Here is a 17,540-nt window from a genome sequence, read left to right on the forward strand (position 1 = left end):
CTCCGGAAGCGCGGCGACGAGCCGCGCGGCTACGTGCGGGGCACACGCGAGCTCTCGAGCCCGAAGCTCGTCCAGCAGCGCCTCGACGTCGCCGGGCGCGACGGACGACCCCGCAGGCGCGTTCCGAGACTCGATGTCGATCCCCCCAGATCCACCGGTCGTCCCGCCGCGGACCTGAGGGTATCAGACGGGATCAGTCCTCGTCGTCGTCCGCACGGTAGGGGTCGGCCTCACCGGCGTGGGTCGCGGAAGAGGCCAGCTTGGCGACCTCCGCGTCCCGCTCCTGCGCCTCACGGAGCAGGGCGGTGATGTGATCCGCGTTCTCCGGGAGGGCGTCCGGGATGAACTCGAGCGTGGGGACGAGTCGCGTGCTGAGCTGTCGACCGACCTCGCTGCGCAGCATTCCGGTCGCGGACGTGAGCGCGGCACCGCTGGCGAGGCGCTCCTCTTCCGTCCCGAGCACCGTGTAGAACACGGAAGCGTGCTGCAGGTCGCCGCTCACGCGGACGTCGGTGATGGTCACGAAGCCGAGACGCGGGTCGCGCAGCCCCTTCTCCAAGCGCTCGGCGAGGATCACGCGGATGCGATCCGCGAGTCGGGCCTGTCGTTCACCAGCCATTGTTCCTTCTCCCACCTCTGTGCATCGCGGTTCCCAGCGAACCGCGGAGGCGGCTGCCCCCTCCCCCGTCATGGGAGGAGGAGGCAGCCGCCGGAGCCGTGCGGATCAGCCGCGCGGCTTCTCCACCATCTCGGTCGTCTCGATCTCGTCGCCGATCTGGATGTCGTTGTACTTGCCGAGGCCGATACCGGCCTCGTAGTCCGTCCGCACCTCGGTGACGTCGTCCTTGAACCGGCGCAGCGACTCGATGGCGAGGCCATCGGCGATGACGACGCCGTCTCGGATGACACGGGCCTTCGCGTTGCGCGTGATCGTCCCGGACCGCACGATGACACCGGCGATGTTGCCGAACTTCGAGGAGCGGAACACCTCGCGGATCTCGGCGACACCCGACTGGACCTCTTCGTACTCCGGCTTGAGCATGCCCTTGAGCGAGCTCTCGATCTCGTCGATCGCGTTGTAGATGACGGAGTAGAAGCGGATGTCCACGCCCTCACGCTGAGCACGCTCGCGCGCCTTCGTGTCGGGGCGGACGTTGAAGCCCACGATGATCGCGTTGTCGATCGTCGCCAGGTTCACGTCGGACTCGGTGATCGCACCGACACCGCGGTGGATGATGCGCAGCTGCACCGAATCGTCGACCTCGATCTTGAGGAGGGACTCCTCCAGCGCCTCGACGGCACCGGAGACGTCACCCTTGATGATGAGGTTGAGCGACTCGACCTTGCCCTCTTCGAGAGCACGGGTGAAGTCCTCGAGCGAGATGCGCTTGCGGGCCTTGGCCAGCTGGGCGTTGCGCTCGACGGCTTCGCGCTTCTCCGCGATCTGACGCGCCATGCGGTCTTCCTCGGTGACGATGAAGACGTCGCCGGCGCGCGGCACGGAGTTCAGACCCTGCACCTGGACCGGTCGGGACGGCGCAGCCGCCTCGACGACCTCGCCGTTCTCGTCGATCATCGCGCGGACACGGCCGTAGGCGGTGCCCGCCACGATCGCATCGCCGACCCGGAGGGTTCCGGACTGGATCAGCACCGTCGCGACCGAACCGCGGCCCTTGTCGAGCTTCGCCTCGATGGCGACACCGCGAGCGGCCTTGTTCGGGTTGGCAGTGAGGTCGAGTCCCGCGTCGGCGGTGAGCAGCACCGCGTCCAGGAGCTCCTGGATGCCGGTGTTGGCACGGGCCGACACGTCGACGAACATGACGTCGCCGCCGTACTCCTCGGCCACCAGACCGTATTCGGTGAGCTGCTGACGCACCTTGGCCGGGTTGGCCTCCGGCTTGTCGACCTTGTTCACCGCGACCACGATCGGCACGTTCGCCGCCTGGGCGTGGTTCAGCGCCTCGACCGTCTGCGGCATGATGCCGTCGTCGGCCGCGACCACGAGGATCGCGAGGTCGGTGACCTGCGCACCACGGGCACGCATGGCGGTGAACGCCTCGTGACCCGGGGTGTCGATGAACGTGATCGCCCGCTCGATGCCGTCGTGCTCGGTCCAGACCTGGTAAGCACCGATGTGCTGGGTGATGCCGCCGGCCTCACCCTCGATGACGTTGGTCTGACGGATCGCGTCGAGGAGGCGCGTCTTACCGTGGTCGACGTGACCCATGACGGTGACGACCGGGGGACGGATCTCTAGGTCGTCCTCGCTCTCCTCCTCCAGCTCCTTCTCGAGGTCGAGACCGAAGCCCTCGAGGAGCTCCTTGTCCTCGTCCTCGGGCGAGACCATCTGGACCTTGTAGCCCAGCTCCTCACCGAGGACCTCGAACGTGGCCTCATCCAGCGACTCGGTGGCCGTGGCCATCTCGCCGAGGTTGAAGAGGATCGTGACGAGGGTGCCCGGCTGCACCGTGTAGCCGGTCAGGGCCTCGATCTTGTCGGCGAAGTCCGCGATGGACGCACCGCGACGCATGCGGATGATCTCCCCGTTGCCGCGGGTGACGTTGACGCCACCGACGACCGGGGCGCTCCGCATCTCGAACTCTTGCCGCTTCGCCCGCCGCGACTTGCGCTGCTTGCTCTTGCCGCCGCCCTTACCGAAGGCACCGGCGGTACCACCACCGGGACCACGGCCACGGCCGCCGCCGCCACCCGGACGACCGGCGAAACCGCCACCGGGACGGGGACCCGCACCGGGACCGCCACCGCCGCCGGGGCGACCGGGACCGCCCGTACGCTGCTGGAACGGAGCACCGGGACGACCACCCTGGCCGCCGCGGGGAGCACCGGGACGCGGCGAGCCGGGACGCGGGGCACCCGGGCGCGGAGCACCGGGGCGCGGCGCCTGCGGACGCGGGATGTTGCCGGGGGTCGGCCGCTGGCCCATCCCCTGCGCCGAGGCGAAGGGGTTGTTGCCGGGACGAGGGCCGGCGGGACGCTGGCCCATGCCCTGAGCGGACGAGAACGGGTTGTTGCCGGGACGGGGCGCGCCGGGCTTCGGCGCGTTGCCGTCACCGGAGGACGGCGCGGCCGGGGCCGGAGCCGCGGGCTTCGCGGGCGCCGACGGTGCCGGAGCCTTCTCCGCCTCGGGGGCGGGCGCCGGTGCCGGGGCGGCCGGAGCCGCAGGACCCGGCTTGGGTCCGGGCTTCGGGCCAGGGGTGGGCGCCGAGGACTTCGGTGCCGGCTTCGCGGCGGGCTTCGCCGCAGCGGGCTCGGACCCGGCCTTGAGGGACGGGTCGGCCTCGATCGCGGCGCGCAGCTTGCGCGCCACCGGGGGCTCGACCGTCGAAGACGGGCTCTTCACGAACTCGCCGAGTTCCTTGAGCTTCGCAAGTGCGACCTTGCTGTCGACGCCGAGTTCGGCGGCGATCTCATGTACGCGTGGTTTACCAGCCACAATTCTCCTGTCTGGGTCGGTCTGCCCAGACAGGGCAGACCACTAGTCGCGGACGGGTCTCATTTCGAGCCGTTCACTTTGTTTCCATAGCTGTTCAGCCTTTGTTTCTTGGTGGGTGCTGTTCGAAGGTCCGTGTGTCCAGCTGAGTGGTCACACGCAGTGCTCTTCCGAAAGCTCGACGCCGCAGAGCGGCTTCCATGCACTCGGGTGTCGGATGCACCCACGCGCCGCGCCCCGGCAGGACAGCACGCTCATCGGGGATGAGGGTGTCGTTCTGGGCAACCACCCTGAGCAGAGTGGAGCGGGGAGCACGCGTGCGGCAACCGACGCACGTTCGTACGGGTTCCATCTTACACCTGCGTTCCGTCCGTCCTCGCCGCCACCGGGCGTGGCGTCGAGGACGGACCGGGATCAGTCGAGGACGCTGTCCGGCTGGATGTCGATCTTCGCACCCGTGAGCTTGGCGGCCAGACGCGCGTTCTGACCCTCCTTGCCGATCGCGAGCGACAGCTGGTAGTCGGGCACGAGGGCGCGGACGGCCTTGGTGCTCGCGTCGAGGACGAACGAGCTCGTGACCTTGGCGGGCGACAGCGCGTGCGCCACGAACGTCGGCAGGTCGGCGTCGTAGTCGACGATGTCGATCTTCTCCCCCGCCAGCTCCTCCGTGACGGCTCGCACACGGCGCCCCATCTCACCGATGCACGCCCCCTTGGCGTTGATCGCCGGGTCGTTGGCCTTCACCGCGATCTTGGTGCGGTGGCCCGCCTCACGCGCGAGCGCGACGATCTCGACGAGTCCGGCGGCGATCTCCGGCACCTCGAGGGCGAAGAGCTTGCGGACGAGGCCGGGGTGCGTGCGCGACACGGTGATCTGCGGACCCTTGAGCCCCTTGGCGACGCTGGTGACGTAGACGCGCAGACGGGACCCGTGCGTGTACTCCTCGCCGGGCACCTGCTCCTCGGGCGGGAGGATCGCCTCGACGGAGCCGAGGTCGACGTGGATCATGCGCGGGTTGGGCCCCTGCTGGATCACGCCGGCGACGATGTCGCCCTCCTTGCCCTTGAACTCGCCGAGGACGGCGTCGTCGGCGATGTCCCGGAGGCGCTGGCTGATGACCTGCTTGGCGGCGAACGCGGCGATGCGCCCGAAGTCGTCGGGCGTCGCCTCCTCTTCGCCGATGATCGCACCCTCGTCGTCGCGGACGACCTGGACGACGGCGACGTGGCCGGTCTTGCGGTCGAGGTGCACGCGGACGCCCTCCGGCGCGGCGCCCTCGGGCGAGACGTGCTTGGAGTACGCGGTCAGGATCGCCTGCTCGATGATCGCGACGAGCTCGTCGAACGGGATCGCCTTCTCCTTCTCGATCCCTCGCAGCAGACTCAGTTCGATGTCCATGACGGCCTCCCTATTCAGCTCTCGTCGCGCCCGAATGCACGCGCGACATCCGTACCACGATACCGTGTGCCGCGCCCCCGGGCCATCCGCGCCCGGGCACAGGCATTCGCGCGGCAGCAGGCGCCCACCGCGGGAACAGCCTGACTCCGCGTGGGAGCCTGTTGCGTCGTGGGATGCGTCGCGGGGTCAGACCTTCGGCGCGGACGGGAGCGCGTTGAGAGCCCCGATCAGGCGGAAGAGATTGCCCACCTGACGCTGATTCAGGTGCAGGGCGAGGCGCGGGAGGTCGAGCCGGTCGTCGTCGGCGACCTCCGGGGACCGCGGAGCCGTGCGCTCGATGCGCCCGGTGGACAGCAGCCCTGCGAAGCCGGCGTTGAGCTCCTCGATCTCGGCGTCCGTCGGCTCGGCCTTGAGGCGCAGCACCAGGGTGTCGCCGACCCACCGCAGCGAATCGTAGTTGCGCCAGAACCCCGTGATCTCGGCGCGAGCCTGCTCCACGGAATCGGTGACGACGACCCGATCGAAGTCACCGGGGGAGATCACCCCCATCGGCGCGAGGTGCTCGTCGACGAAGCGCCGCATGCCCTGCCAGAACGATCCGCCCTTCTCGTCGAGCAGCACGATCGGCGTGGGCTCGGCCTTGCCCGTCTGCTGGAGGGTGAGCAGCTCGAACATCTCATCCAGCGTGCCGAATCCGCCGGGGAGGCAGATGAAGCCGCTCGACTCCTTGATGAGCATGAGCTTGCGGGTGAAGAAGTACTTCATCGCGACGACCTGATCGCTTCCCGCGACCAGGCTGTTCGCCTTCTCCTCGAAGGGGAGACGGATGGAGACACCGAGCGACAGCGCGGGCCCGGCTCCTTCGGCCGCGGCCTGCATGATCCCCGGCCCGGCGCCCGTGACCACCATCCAGCCGTCGCTCGCGAGGGCCGCGGCGACATCACGCGCCTGCAGGTACAGCGGGTCGTCGTGGAGGGTGCGGGCGGACCCGAACACCGTCACCTTCGGCACCCCGCGGAAGGGCGCGAACAGGCGGAACGCGTCCCGCATCTCGGCCAGGGCGGCGGAAGCGATCTTGAGGTCGAGGCGGTCGGTGCCGTCCTCCCCCAGCAGCAGCGCGGTGCGGAGCATCCGCATCACGAGGCGACGGTCCGTGGCCACACCCGCCTCGTCCAGCACACGGTTGATCTCGTCGCTCAGGGCTGCCGGCAGCGGTTCCTCGGTCATGCCCCCAGCGTCCCACGCGGCATCCGGTCGGCGGGACGCAACGCCGAGGGACCGTACCCCGGGGCTCCGGAGCACGGAGAAGGAGCGGTGTCAACACCCGTGCCCGCCGCCGGGGAAGGCGTCACCATGGCGACATGACAGAGATCACCGGTCCCGAAGCCCTCGCCCGCGTCGCCGAACTCGTGGAGGACATCGACTTCACCATGCTCACGACCACCGACCCGGACGGGAACCTCGTCAGCCGCCCCATGTCGACCAGGCAGATGGACGATGCCGGCGCCATCTGGTTCTTCACCGCGGAGGACACCGAGAAGGTCGAGGAGGCCCGTCGTCATCACGACGTGGGGCTGGCCTACTGCGACGCCAAGGGGATGCGCTACGTGTCGGTCGCCGGCACCGCGGAGATCGTCCACGACCGCGCGAAGATGGAGGAACTCTACTCCCCCTCCCTCGACATCTGGTTCGAGGACGGCCTGGGGACCCCGGGCATCGCGCTGCTCAAAGTCACTCCGGTCGTCGCCGAGTTCTGGGAGCCCGCGAAGGGCAAGGTCGCGATGGCCGCCGGGGCGCTCAAGGCGCTCGTGACCCGAGACACCCCGGACGACGACATCATGAACCACGGCCGCATCACCTGCTGAGCGGCCCGCTCCGAGCGCCGGCTCAGGGCGCGGCGGAGAGCCGCTCCACCGCTTCGGCGACCGAGACGGCCTCACGCTCGCCCGTCCGACGGTCCCAGAACTCCACCTGCCCGTCGGCGGCTCCCCGGCCGACGATGACGATCTTCGGGACGCCGACGAGCTCGGCATCGCCGAACTTGACCCCGGGCGACACCTTCGGGCGGTCGTCGTAGAGCACGTCGAGGCCGGCCGCCTCCAGCTGCGCGGACAGGCCCTCCGCGACATCGAAGGCGACCTGGTCACGGCCGGCGGCGACGACCTGCACGTCGAACGGCGCGACCGAGGCCGGCCAGATGAGGCCCTTGTCGTCGTTGTTGAGCTCGGCGATGATCGCCAGGATCCGCGTCACGCCGATGCCGTACGACCCCATGGTGACCGTGACGAGCTTGCCGTTCTCGTTGAGGACCTTGAGGCCGAGCGCCTCCGCGTACTTCCGCCCGAGCTGGAAGACGTGACCGATCTCCATGCCGCGGGCGAGCTCGACCGGACCGGAGCCGTCGGGCGCCGGGTCGCCGGCGCGCACGTTCGCGATCTCCACGATGCCGTCCGCCTCGAAGTCGCGCCCGGCGACGACCGAGTGCGCGTGCTTCTGGTCGATGTTCGCGCCGGTGACCCAGCTCGTCCCCTCGCTCACGCGGGGGTCGACGAGGTAGCGGATGCCCGTGGCGGACTCCTCGCCGAGCACCGCACCCGTAGGCGACCAGGGACCGATGTACCCCTTCACCAGGAGCGGGTTGTTCTCGAAGTCGTCCGCGGTCGCGGTCTCCACCTCGGCAGGGGCGAAGGCCACCTCGGCACGCTTCTCGTCCACCTCGCGGTCGCCGGGGATGCCGACGATCACGAGCTCACGGGTGCCGTCGAGGTGCTTCAGGGCGAGCACGACGTTCTTGAGCGTGTCGGCGGCGGTGTACTCGCCGTCGAGCTCTCGGTTGCAGTGCGCGACGAGCGTCTCGATGGTGGGCGTGTCGGGCGAATCGAAGATCACCGGAGCGCCATCGGCGTCGAACGGGACCGGAGCGGGCACGGGCGTGCTGAAGGCCTCGACGTTGGCCGCGTACCCCCCGGCGCTGCGGACGAATGTGTCCTCCCCGACGGGCGTCGGGTGCAGGAACTCCTCGCTCCGCGAACCGCCCATCGCGCCGGCGTCGGCCTGCACGATCGCGTACTCGAGGCCCAGCCGCTGGAAGATGCGCTCGTAGGCGTCCCGCTGCGCCTGGTAGCTCACGTCCAGCCCCTCGTCCGAGGCGTCGAAGGAGTAGGCGTCCTTCATCGTGAACTCGCGCCCGCGGAGGAGACCGGCGCGCGGCCGGGCCTCGTCGCGGTACTTGTCCTGGATCTGGAAGATCGTCAGCGGCAGATCCTTGTACGACGAGTACAGGTCCTTCACCAGCAGCGTGAAGGCCTCCTCGTGCGTCGGCGCCAGGAGGTAATCGCCGCCCTTGCGGTCCTGGAGGCGGAACAGCAGGTCGCCGTACTCGTCCCAGCGCCCGGTCGCCTCGTACGCCTCGCGCGGCATCAGTGCGGGGAAGTGCACCTCCTGGGCACCGGCGGCGGCCATCTCCTCGCGGATGACGGTCTCGATCTTCGCTTTGACGCGCAGCCCGAGCGGCAGCCACGCGAAGATGCCTGCTGCCTGCGGTCGGATGTACCCGGCGCGGATCAGCAGCTTGTGACTGGCGACCTCGGCACCGGCAGGATCTTCGCGGAGCGTACGGAGGAAGAAGTTCGAAAGACGAGTGACCACGGCTCAAGTGTAGTGAGCCGCGGTCACCCGCCTCGTCGCTCAGTTGAGGGCCGGCAGCCCCTGCGGCACGACGCCGCCGCGGTAGAGGCTCTCGGCGAGCTCCTGCAGCGCGGTCAGCGCGACCCGCTGCGGCAGCGGACCGTAGGAGATGCGGGCCACGCCGAGCTTCTCGTACTCGGACGCGGCGAGCGCCCCGGGGATCCCGATCACGCTGACCTTGCGCTCCCCGATGCCCTCGACCAGCTGTCGCGTGACGTTCGCATCGAGGATGCCGGGGACGAACACCGCGGTGGCACCGGCGTCGAGGAAGGCGCGGCCGCGCTGGATGGCATCCGCGATGCTCTGCTCCACGGGCCGCGACCCGGCACGCACGAACGCATCGGTGCGGGCGTTCAGGGCGAAGGGCACGCCCTCGGTCTCCGCAGCCTTCACGATGGACTCGACGACGGCGACCGATTCGTCGAGCGGCTTGAGGCGGTCCTCGACGTTCGCGCCGACGACGCCGGCCGCGATCGCGAGGCGGGTGGTCTCCCCGGCGTCCCCGTATCCGTCGTCCAGGTCTGCGGTGACGGGAACGGACACGGCCGCGGCGATCCGTCCGACCATGTCGATCATGACGTCGCGCGGGGTGTCCCCGTCGTCGTAGCCGAACGACGCCGCGATGCCGTGACCGGCGGTCGCGATCGCCGTGGTCTCCGGCAGTGCGGCGACGGCACGCGCGGAGACGACGTCCCACACGTTCACCACGCGGAGGATCTCCGGGGCGTCATAGAGTCCGACGAGGGTCTGGGCCTTGGCAGCAGTGGTCATGTCCCCACGCTAGCGGCCGGTGCGGGCACGCGGGCCGGATGCCCGGGTTCCCTGCGGCGGTCGACCTAGGCTGGCAGCATGCCCCAGCGCCGCTCGCATGTCGCCCCCTCCGCCGCCAAGACCGAGCTCGCCGCGGCGCTCTCGGCCCTTCGGGAGGATCTGGACGCGTCGACGGAGTTCCCCGCCGACGTACTCGCGGAGGCGGAAGCCGCCACGGCGACTCTCCCCGACCTCGACCTCACGGATGTGCCGTTCGCGACCCTCGATCCGGCCGGTGCCCGCGACCTCGACCAGGCGTTCCACCTGGAACGGGACGGCGACGGCTATCGGGTGCGTTACGCGATCGCGGACGTGCCGGGTTTCGTCACCCCCGGTGGTGCCGTGGACGCGGAGGCCCGCCGGCGCGGACAGACCCTGTACGCCGCGGACGGCTCGATCCCGCTGCACCCACCCGTGCTGAGCGAGGACCGTGCCTCCCTGCTCCCCGACGTCGACCGCTCCGCCCTGGTGTGGACGTTCCACCTGGATGCGGCCGGATCCGTGATCGACTTCCGGTTGGAGCGCGCCCTCATCCGTTCCCGGGCCCAGCTCGACTACGCCTCCACCCAGGAGGCGCTCGACCGGGGCGACGGCGGTCACGCGGCCCTGCTGCCGGAGATCGGCTCCCTCCGTCTGGAGCAGGAGCGCCGCCGCGGTGGCGCCAGCCTGAACATGCCGGACGAGGAGGTCGTGCGCACCGACGACGGCTCCTATGCGATCGAGCGCCGCAGCCCGCTGCCCGTCGAGGAGTGGAACGCGCAGCTGTCGCTCATGACGGGGATGGCGGCCGCCGCGCTCATGATCGACGCGGGCGTCGGCATCCTCCGCACGATGCCGGAACCCGACGAGGCGGCCTTCACTGCCTTCCGGCACCAGACGGAGGCACTCGGGCGCCCGTGGACCGACGGCACCTACGGCGAGTACCTCCGGGGCCTCGACCGCTCCGACCCGATGACGCTCCCGGTGCTGGAGGCCGCCGCCTCGCTGTTCCGCGGCGCGGGGTACCTGGTGTTTGACGGCGAACCACCCGCCGACGCCGTGCAGGCCGCGATCGGAGCACCGTACGCGCACGCGACCGCACCCCTGCGCCGACTGGTCGACCGCTGGGTGCTCGCCATCTGCCTCGCCGTGTCGACCGGGCAGCCGGTGCCGGGATGGGTCCGCTCCTCCCTCGGAGAGCTCCCCGCGCTCATGCAGGAATCGGGTCGGCGGGCGTCGCAGTTGGACGCGGACACCGTGAACCGCGTCGAGGCCGCGCTGCTCACTCCGCTTGTCGGACAGACCATCGAGGCCACGGTGATCGAGCTCCGGGGCGAGCGGGCCGCCGTCCAGATCGCGGACCCTGCAGTGACCACGACCGCGCCGGTGGCCCCCGACACCAAGCCCGGCGATGTGGTGCAGGTGCGCGTCGTGCGCGTGGACATCGGGACGGGTGAGATCGAGCTCGCCCTCTGAGCCCGCCGCCGGGGATCAGGCGAAGACGTCGAATCAGGCGCTCCCGGGCAGGACTGCCTGTACCGCAGCGGCCGCCTGCGTCCGCGCCGGATACCCTGTCGAGATGGATCAGGCAGAGCGCATCGAGCGCTTCCTCGCGGCGCGGTATCCGCGTGCAGGGATCGCGATCGTCGCCGGGAGCACGGCCCGTGGGGAGCGCACGCCCACCAGTGACATCGACCTCCTCCTCATCGACGACGACCTCTTCGCCGACGTGTCACAGGTGAGCGAGGCCGCCACCCACGCGTTCGAGGACGAGATCTTCGAGGTGTTCGCGTACACCGTGGAAGGGTTCCGGGAGTGGGCGGACCGCGGCGTGGCCCAGCACCGCCCCGTCATCGCGCACATGCTCGTGGAAGGAGCCGCGATCCGGTCGCGGACGCGGTGGTCCGCTGTGCTCGCTCTCGGCTCTGTGCTGAGTGAGACGGAGTCGCGGATCCGGCGGTACGTGATCACCGATCTCCTCGACGACCTCCAGGACGCGACGGACCCTCTCGAGCAGCGCGTCGTCGCCGGCCTGCTGTTCGAGCGCATGGCCGAGCTGATGCTGTTGTCCAGCGGGCAGTGGATCGGATCCGGGAAGTGGCTCCCCCGACGTCTGCGCGCGTGGAGCCCCGAGCGCGCGGACCAGCTCAGCACTCCGCTGCTCGCTGGAGACTTCCCCGGCTTCGCGGCGCGGGTCGATGAGGAGCTGACGATGGCGGGTGGTCGAGTGCAGGCGGGGTTCGTGCGCTGACCTCACTCGTTCACAGGCAGTCACGCGACAGCAGGCGACACCGGCGGCTGGCGCCTGTCCTCGCGTGATCGCCTGACGCGGGCGAGGGCTCAGGAGGCGGGGGTCGCAGTCGTCGTCATCACGAGCAGCTGAGGGTCGGACAGGTCCAGGGCCACCGTGATGGCGGCGAATTCCGCGAGGGAACGGACGTGGGTGCCGCCACAGAGGATGACGGCCTCGCCCTCCGGGAGCTCGCAGTGCCAGCGCCGCCGGTCCACGATCGTCGGTCCGTCCGCCTCGATGCGGCTCGCGGCAGCCGAGGCGACCCACGCGGCGAGCTGCGCGTTGATGCGGTGCTCGCGGTCGGACAGCGTCGCCGCGAACGTCTCGGTGTCGAATCCCGCGCGGCGCAGGCTCTTGCCCAGGCGGTACTCGTCGACGGCGCCGTCCTCGTGGATGCGGCTGGACTGGTTCGCCCGTCCCTCGAAGTCCGGGTTTCCCAGCGCATCCTCCCCCGGGTCCTTGCGCCAGAGGTCCGCGACCGCGAGATCCAGGGCGAGGGAGGCGAGATGGCACGCGGTGTGACCGCGGCTGAGGCCGGCACGGTGCGCCTCGTCGACCGAGAGGGCCACGCGCGTCCCCTCCGCGAGCCAGGCGGGCGCGGCACCATCGAGCCGCTGGCCCACCAGCCAGGTCCACCCCTCGGTCCCGCGCTTGACGGGGATCGCACTCCCCACCGCGAACGCGCCGTCATCCGAGACCGCCGCCATGAGCGCCTCGGTCACGTGGACGGCTCCGTCCTCGCCGGAGATCTCGCCGGTATCGCCGGGCTGATCGGGCCAGGTGTGATCGACGGGGTGGAACGGCGTGGCGTCGACGACGACCACGGCTCCGTCGGCATCGTCCGCCACGCGGGTCACGACGGCGTCTCCGCGGAGGCTGCCGTCCGGGAAGGTGACGATCGTGGGCGTTGTCATGGGGCTCCTCGGAGAGACGACGGAACGATGGTGCCGATCAGGCACGGGGTGTCAGTGGGACGGTGGGATCGTGAAGCTGGCGAGCCGGTCGCCGTCGACGACGAAGATCCCATCGGACTCGCCGTTGAAGACGCGACTGCTCCACCCGAAGCGGATGCGCGTCATGTCGCCGTCCGTGGTGGCGGAGAGCACGGTCATCCGTGCCCCGGCGCCGATCGCGTCGCTGTCCGCCCCGCCGCGCACGCCGTCGGCACCGGCTTTCACGGTGCCCCAGTCGCTCACGAAGCCGTCCGCGGTGAACGCGGCGACGAAGGCCTCGGTGTCTCCGGCATTGATCGCGTCGATCATCGTCTGGACCGGCGCGGGCAACAGGAAGTCGGACACAGGCGCTCCTCGAGTCAGGCCGTGACGACCTGGGCGGTGCCGAGCGGAGCGTCCGGGCCCATCTCGGCGGCGATGCGGTTCGCCTCCTCGATGAGGGTGGCGACGATGTCAGCCTCCGGGACGGTCTTGATGACCTCGCCCTTGACGAAGATCTGGCCCTTGCCGTTGCCGGACGCGACGCCGAGGTCGGCCTCGCGTGCCTCACCCGGGCCGTTCACGACGCAGCCCATGACGGCGACGCGCAGCGGCACCGTCATCTCCTTGAGCCCCTCGGTGACGTCTTCCGCGAGCGTGTAGACGTCGACCTGAGCCCGACCGCACGAGGGGCACGAGACGATCTCGAGCTTGCGCTCCCGGAGGTTGAGGGACTGGAGGATCTGGTGACCGACCTTGACCTCCTCGGCCGGCGGCGCGGACAGCGAGACGCGGATGGTGTCGCCGATGCCCTCCCCCAGCAGGATGCCGAAGGCGGTCGCGCTCTTGATCGTGCCCTGGAAGGCCGGTCCCGCCTCGGTCACGCCGAGGTGCAGCGGCCAGTCGCCCCGCTCGGCGAGCTGGCGGTAGGCCTTGACCATGACGATGGGGTCGTTGTGCTTCACCGAGATCTTGAAGTCGTGGAAGTCGTGCTCCTCGAACAGCGACGCCTCCCAGACAGCGCTCTCGACGAGGGCCTCCGGAGTGGCCTTGCCGTACTTCTCGAGCAGGCGACGGTCGAGGGAGCCCGCGTTGACGCCGATACGGAGCGAGACACCCGCGTCCTTCGCTGCCTTGGCGATCTCGCCGACCTGGTCGTCGAACTTGCGGATGTTGCCCGGGTTGACCCGCACGGCGGCGCAGCCGGCGTCGATCGCCTGGAAGACGTACTTCGGCTGGAAGTGGATGTCCGCGATGACCGGGATCTGGCTCTTCTTCGCGATGATGTGCAGCACGTCGGCGTCGTCCTGCGAGGGCACGGCGACCCGGACGATCTCACAGCCGGAGGCGGTGAGCTCCGCGATCTGCTGCAGAGTCCCGTTGATGTCGGTGGTCTTCGTCGTCGTCATCGACTGCACGCTGACGGGCGCATCGCCGCCGACGAGCACCTTGCCCACCTTGATCTGACGGGACTTGCGACGCGGGGCGAGGACTTCGGGGACCTTCGGCATCCCAAGATTCACTGCTGGCACGATCCCAGCCTACGCCGCCAGGATGCGGAAGGGCTGGATGCGGCGGGTGTGGTAGTTTCGCCCCATGATCGCGCACATCACCTGGTGGCCCGCCTCCTAGGCGGTGTGTTCGCGTTCCCTCGAATCCAGACCGCCTCCGGGGCGGTCTTTTCGTTGCGCCGAGCCGGAGCCCTCGCACAGGAGACATCGATGACCCTCTCTCGCCTCGACGAGCTCAGCGCCGATCCCACCGCGTCCTTCGTGCTGATCGCCCGTGACGGCGCGGACACCGTGGAGCTGCTCACCGGCGCCGTGACCGATGTCGAGCTGCTCTCCGACATCCCTCTGACGTCCGAGGGAGAGCCCCGGGAGGTCTTCGCCCTCGTCCCCTACCGGCAGGTCCGAGAGCGCGGATTCGTCGCGCAGGACGACGGGGCGCCGCTGCGCTGCATCGTCGTGGACGAGCACCTCCATCTGCCGACCGCGGCTGTGCTCGATGCGCTTCCCACCGCGCCGATCCCACTGCGCGACGAGGGCTTCGACATCGCCGACGAGGAGTACGCCGCCATCGTCGAGACCGTGATCGCCGACGAGATCGGCCGCGGCGAGGGGGCGAACTTCGTCATCCGTCGCGACTTCACGGCGACCGTCGAGGCGGACGAACGGCAGGCGGCCCTCACCTGGTTCCGGGCTCTTCTCGCCCATGAGCGCGGGGCCTACTGGACGTTCGCGGTCTTCACCCCCGGCCACATCGCGGTGGGGGCGAGCCCGGAGGCGCACGTCGTGGCCCGCGGTGGCGTCGTCACCATGAACCCCATCTCGGGGACCTTCCGGCATCCGGCGGGCGGCGCGACGAAGGAGACGCTGACCGACTTCCTGGCCTCGACCAAGGAGACCGAGGAGCTGTTCATGGTCGTGGACGAGGAGCTCAAGATGATGAGCGCCGTCTGTGCCGACGGCGGACGCATCACGGGCCCGCATCTGAAGGAGATGTCGCGGCTGACGCACACGGAGTACATGCTGCGCGGTCGAAGCGCTCTGGACCCCCGGGACATCCTCCGCGAGACGATGTTCGCCCCGACCGTCACCGGCTCCCCCATGCAGAACGCCTGCGCCGTGATCCGGCGGCACGAGCGCAAGCCGCGGGGCTACTACTCCGGCGTCGCCGCGCTCTTCACCCCCAACGCCGACGGCGGCCACGACCTCGACGCGCCGATCCTCATCCGCACGGTGTATCTGCAGGACGGCGAGCTGAGCGTTCCCGTCGGCGCCACCCTCGTCCGCCACTCCGACCCGCACGGCGAGGTCTCCGAGACGCACGGCAAGGCAGCGGGTGTGCTCGGCGCCATCGGCGCGATCGACCGGGACCGTGTGGCGGAGGCCCGCAGCGACGCCGACGCCCCCGGTGAGCCCCGGCGTCTCGCCGACGACCCGGACGTCGCCGCGCTCCTCTCCTCGCGCAACGCCCGCCTCGCCGAGTTCTGGCTGAACCCGCAGGGTGAGGACTTCACGGGGCCGTTCTCCGGCCGCTCCGCCCTCGTGGTCGACGCCGAGGACCGCTTCACGACGATGCTCGCGCATCAGCTGCGGCACCTCGGGCTCGACGTGACCATCGCGTCCTGGGACGACGTGGACGACGAGGCGGTCGAGACGGCGGATCTCGTCGTCGCCGGTCCCGGCCCCGGCGACCCCCGAGGCGACGCGAGCCCGCGCATCGCCCGGATGCGCGAGGTCGTGGCGGCCCGCCTGCAGGCGCATGCCCCGCTGCTCGCGGTCTGCCTGAGCCACCAGATCCTGGCGGACCGGATGGGGATCGCGCTGACGCCCCTCGACGCTCCGCACCAGGGGCTGCAGAAGGCCGTGCCGGTGTTCGGCGAGGACGCCTCGATCGGGTTCTACAACACCTTCACGGCACGGGTCGACCCCGGAGTGACGACGGTGGGCGCGGCCGAGGTCTCCGCGGATCCGGCGACCGGAGACGTCTACGCCCTCCGCGGCGATGGGTTCGCATCGGTGCAGGGCCACCTCGAGTCGATCCTGTCCCGCGACGGCATCCGCACGCTGGAGCGTCTGGTCGCGCACGCCCTGCGCTGAGTGCGTCCCGGTCGCTCAGCCCAGCAGCTTGACCGGGTTGAAGAGGTCGGCCACCAGCAGCAGAGCTCCCATCGCGATCAGCAGCGTCGCGACGACGACGGTCAGCGGGACGAGTTTCGTGGCGTCGACCGGAGCCGGCGGCGGCCGCCGGAAGAGCTTCGCCCACGCCCGCTTGATCCCTTCCCAGAGCGCGACGACGATGTGACCGCCGTCGAGGGGCAGCAGCGGGATGAGGTTGAACACGAAGAGCGCGACGTTGAGCGACCCGAGGAGGCCGAGCAGCACGGCGAAGCGGTTGAGAACCGGCGCGTCCGTCGCGGCCACCTCGCCCGCCAGACGCCCGACACCGACGACGCTCAGCGGCCCGTTCGGATCGCGTTCCCCACCCGTCACCAACGACACGCCCACGTCCCACAGCCGCACGGGCAGCGTGACGATCAGCGAGCCGACCCGTGCGACCGTGTCCGCCGCCATCTGCGGTCCGGCGGTGAGCGGCTGCTGCACGTAGCCCATCTGCGCGATCATGCCCGCGTAGCCGACCTCCTTCACGACGGGTTCGCCGTCGTCGTCGAGCACCGGCTGCCCGCTCGCATCCGTGATGGTGCGCTCCGCGGCGATCGGCGTGAGGGTGAGCGTCTGCTCCGTGCCGTCCCGGCGCACGACGAGATCGAGGGGCTGCCCCGGCGAGGCCTGCACGATCGCCGTCGCCTCGGCGAAGGTCGCCACCGGTGTCCCGTCGATCGAGACGAGGACGTCCCCTGGCTGCACGTCGGCCGCCGCCGCCGGAGACTCCGGATCGTCGGCACCGCATTCGGTCGCCGACGATGAGGCCGGGACCACGCATTCGTTCACCGCCGCGACCGTCGTGGTGCCCTGCTGCACGCCGATTCCGCTGACGAGGACGGTGAAGATGACCACGGCCAGCACGAGGTTCATGAGCGGTCCGCCGAGCATGACGATCACGCGCTTCCAGACCGGCAGCTTGTAGAAGACCCGATCCTCGGCGCCCTCGGCGATCGTCTCGTCGTTGGCCGAGCGCGCATCCTGGATGAGCGTGCGGAACGCGCCGGACGCGGGTCCGCTGTCCTTCGACGACGGGTACATCCCCGACATCGAGATGAAGCCGCCGAGAGGCAGGAGCTTGAAGCCGTACTCCGTCTCGCCGATCCGCTTCGACCACAGGCGCGGCCCGAAGCCGATCATGTACTGGCCGACACGCACGCCGAAGAGCTTCGCAGGGACGAGGTGACCGACCTCGTGCAGACCGATCGAGAGCCCGAGGCCGATCAGCATGAACACGATGCCGCCCAGATAGAGCAGGAATTCCACGTGCCCACGCTACTGCCCACCGCCTAGGAATCCGCCCGGCTCGCACAGCATGGCTA

15 protein-coding genes are annotated in these 17,540 nt (G+C 70.2%); 4 read left to right on the forward strand and 11 right to left on the reverse strand.

The features are described from left to right. Positions 1 to 193 precede the first annotated feature (193 nt). The 5 genes from rbfA to AB1285_RS08540 all read right to left on the reverse strand — a co-directional run bounded on the left by rbfA (position 194) and on the right by AB1285_RS08540 (position 6,076). On the reverse strand, positions 194 to 619 hold the full coding sequence (rbfA, locus tag AB1285_RS08520; protein WP_187663847.1) for a 30S ribosome-binding factor RbfA: 426 nt from the start codon (positions 617 to 619) through the stop codon (positions 194 to 196). Positions 620 to 724: 105 nt separating this feature from the next. Continuing rightward, on the reverse strand, positions 725 to 3,454 hold the full coding sequence (gene infB / locus AB1285_RS08525) for a translation initiation factor IF-2 (protein ID WP_187663846.1): 2,730 nt from the start codon (positions 3,452 to 3,454) through the stop codon (positions 725 to 727). A 94-nt stretch (positions 3,455 to 3,548) separates the two neighbouring features. Next, complete coding sequence (locus tag AB1285_RS08530; RefSeq protein ID WP_083391685.1) at positions 3,549 to 3,803, reverse strand: YlxR family protein; 255 nt, start codon at positions 3,801 to 3,803, stop codon at positions 3,549 to 3,551. A 62-nt stretch (positions 3,804 to 3,865) separates the two neighbouring features. Then, complete coding sequence (gene nusA / locus AB1285_RS08535; RefSeq protein WP_370428931.1) at positions 3,866 to 4,849, reverse strand: transcription termination factor NusA; 984 nt, start codon at positions 4,847 to 4,849, stop codon at positions 3,866 to 3,868. Between the two features lie 186 nt (positions 4,850 to 5,035). Next, positions 5,036 to 6,076, reverse strand: coding sequence for a TIGR00730 family Rossman fold protein (locus AB1285_RS08540; protein ID WP_370428932.1), 1,041 nt, complete (start codon positions 6,074 to 6,076; stop codon positions 5,036 to 5,038). Positions 6,077 to 6,210: 134 nt separating this feature from the next. Here AB1285_RS08540 and AB1285_RS08545 point away from each other — a divergent pair, with 134 nt between their 5' ends. Beyond that, positions 6,211 to 6,714 (forward strand): pyridoxamine 5'-phosphate oxidase family protein, encoded by a 504-nt coding sequence (locus AB1285_RS08545; RefSeq protein WP_187663842.1) that lies wholly within the window; start codon positions 6,211 to 6,213, stop codon positions 6,712 to 6,714. 22 nt (positions 6,715 to 6,736) lie between these two features. On the opposite strand, the gene AB1285_RS08550 is transcribed toward AB1285_RS08545, so the two are convergent. Together AB1285_RS08550 and AB1285_RS08555 are read right to left on the reverse strand one after the other, a co-directional pair. Continuing rightward, positions 6,737 to 8,497: a proline--tRNA ligase gene (locus tag AB1285_RS08550; protein ID WP_370428933.1), complete on the reverse strand. Its 1,761-nt coding sequence runs from the start codon at positions 8,495 to 8,497 to the stop codon at positions 6,737 to 6,739. Between the two features lie 39 nt (positions 8,498 to 8,536). Beyond that, entirely contained in the window at positions 8,537 to 9,307 is a 771-nt protein-coding gene (locus AB1285_RS08555; protein ID WP_292794245.1) for an isocitrate lyase/PEP mutase family protein, read from the reverse strand. 78 nt (positions 9,308 to 9,385) lie between these two features. On the opposite strand from AB1285_RS08555, the gene AB1285_RS08560 reads away from it, so the two are divergent. Beyond that, positions 9,386 to 10,801 carry an RNB domain-containing ribonuclease gene (locus AB1285_RS08560; protein ID WP_370428934.1) on the forward strand — a complete coding sequence of 472 codons (1,416 nt, stop codon included), beginning with the start codon at positions 9,386 to 9,388 and terminating at the stop codon, positions 10,799 to 10,801. A 103-nt stretch (positions 10,802 to 10,904) separates the two neighbouring features. Continuing rightward, complete coding sequence (locus AB1285_RS08565) at positions 10,905 to 11,576, forward strand: nucleotidyltransferase domain-containing protein (protein ID WP_370428935.1); 672 nt, start codon at positions 10,905 to 10,907, stop codon at positions 11,574 to 11,576. Between the two features lie 89 nt (positions 11,577 to 11,665). Here AB1285_RS08565 and AB1285_RS08570 read toward each other — a convergent pair whose 3' ends face one another. Genes AB1285_RS08570 through ispG form a run of 3 tightly spaced genes read right to left on the reverse strand, consistent with a single transcriptional unit; the run spans position 11,666 to position 14,061 of the window. Beyond that, positions 11,666 to 12,532, reverse strand: coding sequence for a hypothetical protein (locus AB1285_RS08570; protein WP_370428936.1), 867 nt, complete (start codon positions 12,530 to 12,532; stop codon positions 11,666 to 11,668). A gap of 51 nt (positions 12,533 to 12,583) precedes the next feature. After that, a complete protein-coding gene (locus tag AB1285_RS08575; protein WP_370428937.1) occupies positions 12,584 to 12,916 on the reverse strand; it encodes a nuclear transport factor 2 family protein in 333 nt (110 codons plus the stop codon). 14 nt (positions 12,917 to 12,930) lie between these two features. Further along, positions 12,931 to 14,061, reverse strand: a complete 1,131-nt coding sequence (gene ispG / locus AB1285_RS08580; RefSeq protein ID WP_096714651.1) for a flavodoxin-dependent (E)-4-hydroxy-3-methylbut-2-enyl-diphosphate synthase — start codon at positions 14,059 to 14,061, stop codon at positions 12,931 to 12,933. 210 nt (positions 14,062 to 14,271) lie between these two features. Between ispG and AB1285_RS08585 the strand changes: the two genes are divergently transcribed. After that, entirely contained in the window at positions 14,272 to 16,155 is a 1,884-nt protein-coding gene (locus tag AB1285_RS08585) for a chorismate-binding protein (protein WP_366236566.1), read from the forward strand. A gap of 15 nt (positions 16,156 to 16,170) precedes the next feature. Here the strand turns inward: AB1285_RS08585 and AB1285_RS08590 are convergent, their stop codons facing one another. Further along, positions 16,171 to 17,484 (reverse strand): M50 family metallopeptidase, encoded by a 1,314-nt coding sequence (locus tag AB1285_RS08590; protein ID WP_259953691.1) that lies wholly within the window; start codon positions 17,482 to 17,484, stop codon positions 16,171 to 16,173. Positions 17,485 to 17,540 lie beyond the last annotated feature (56 nt).

The organism is Microbacterium sp. NRRL B-14842 (assembly GCF_050470785.1).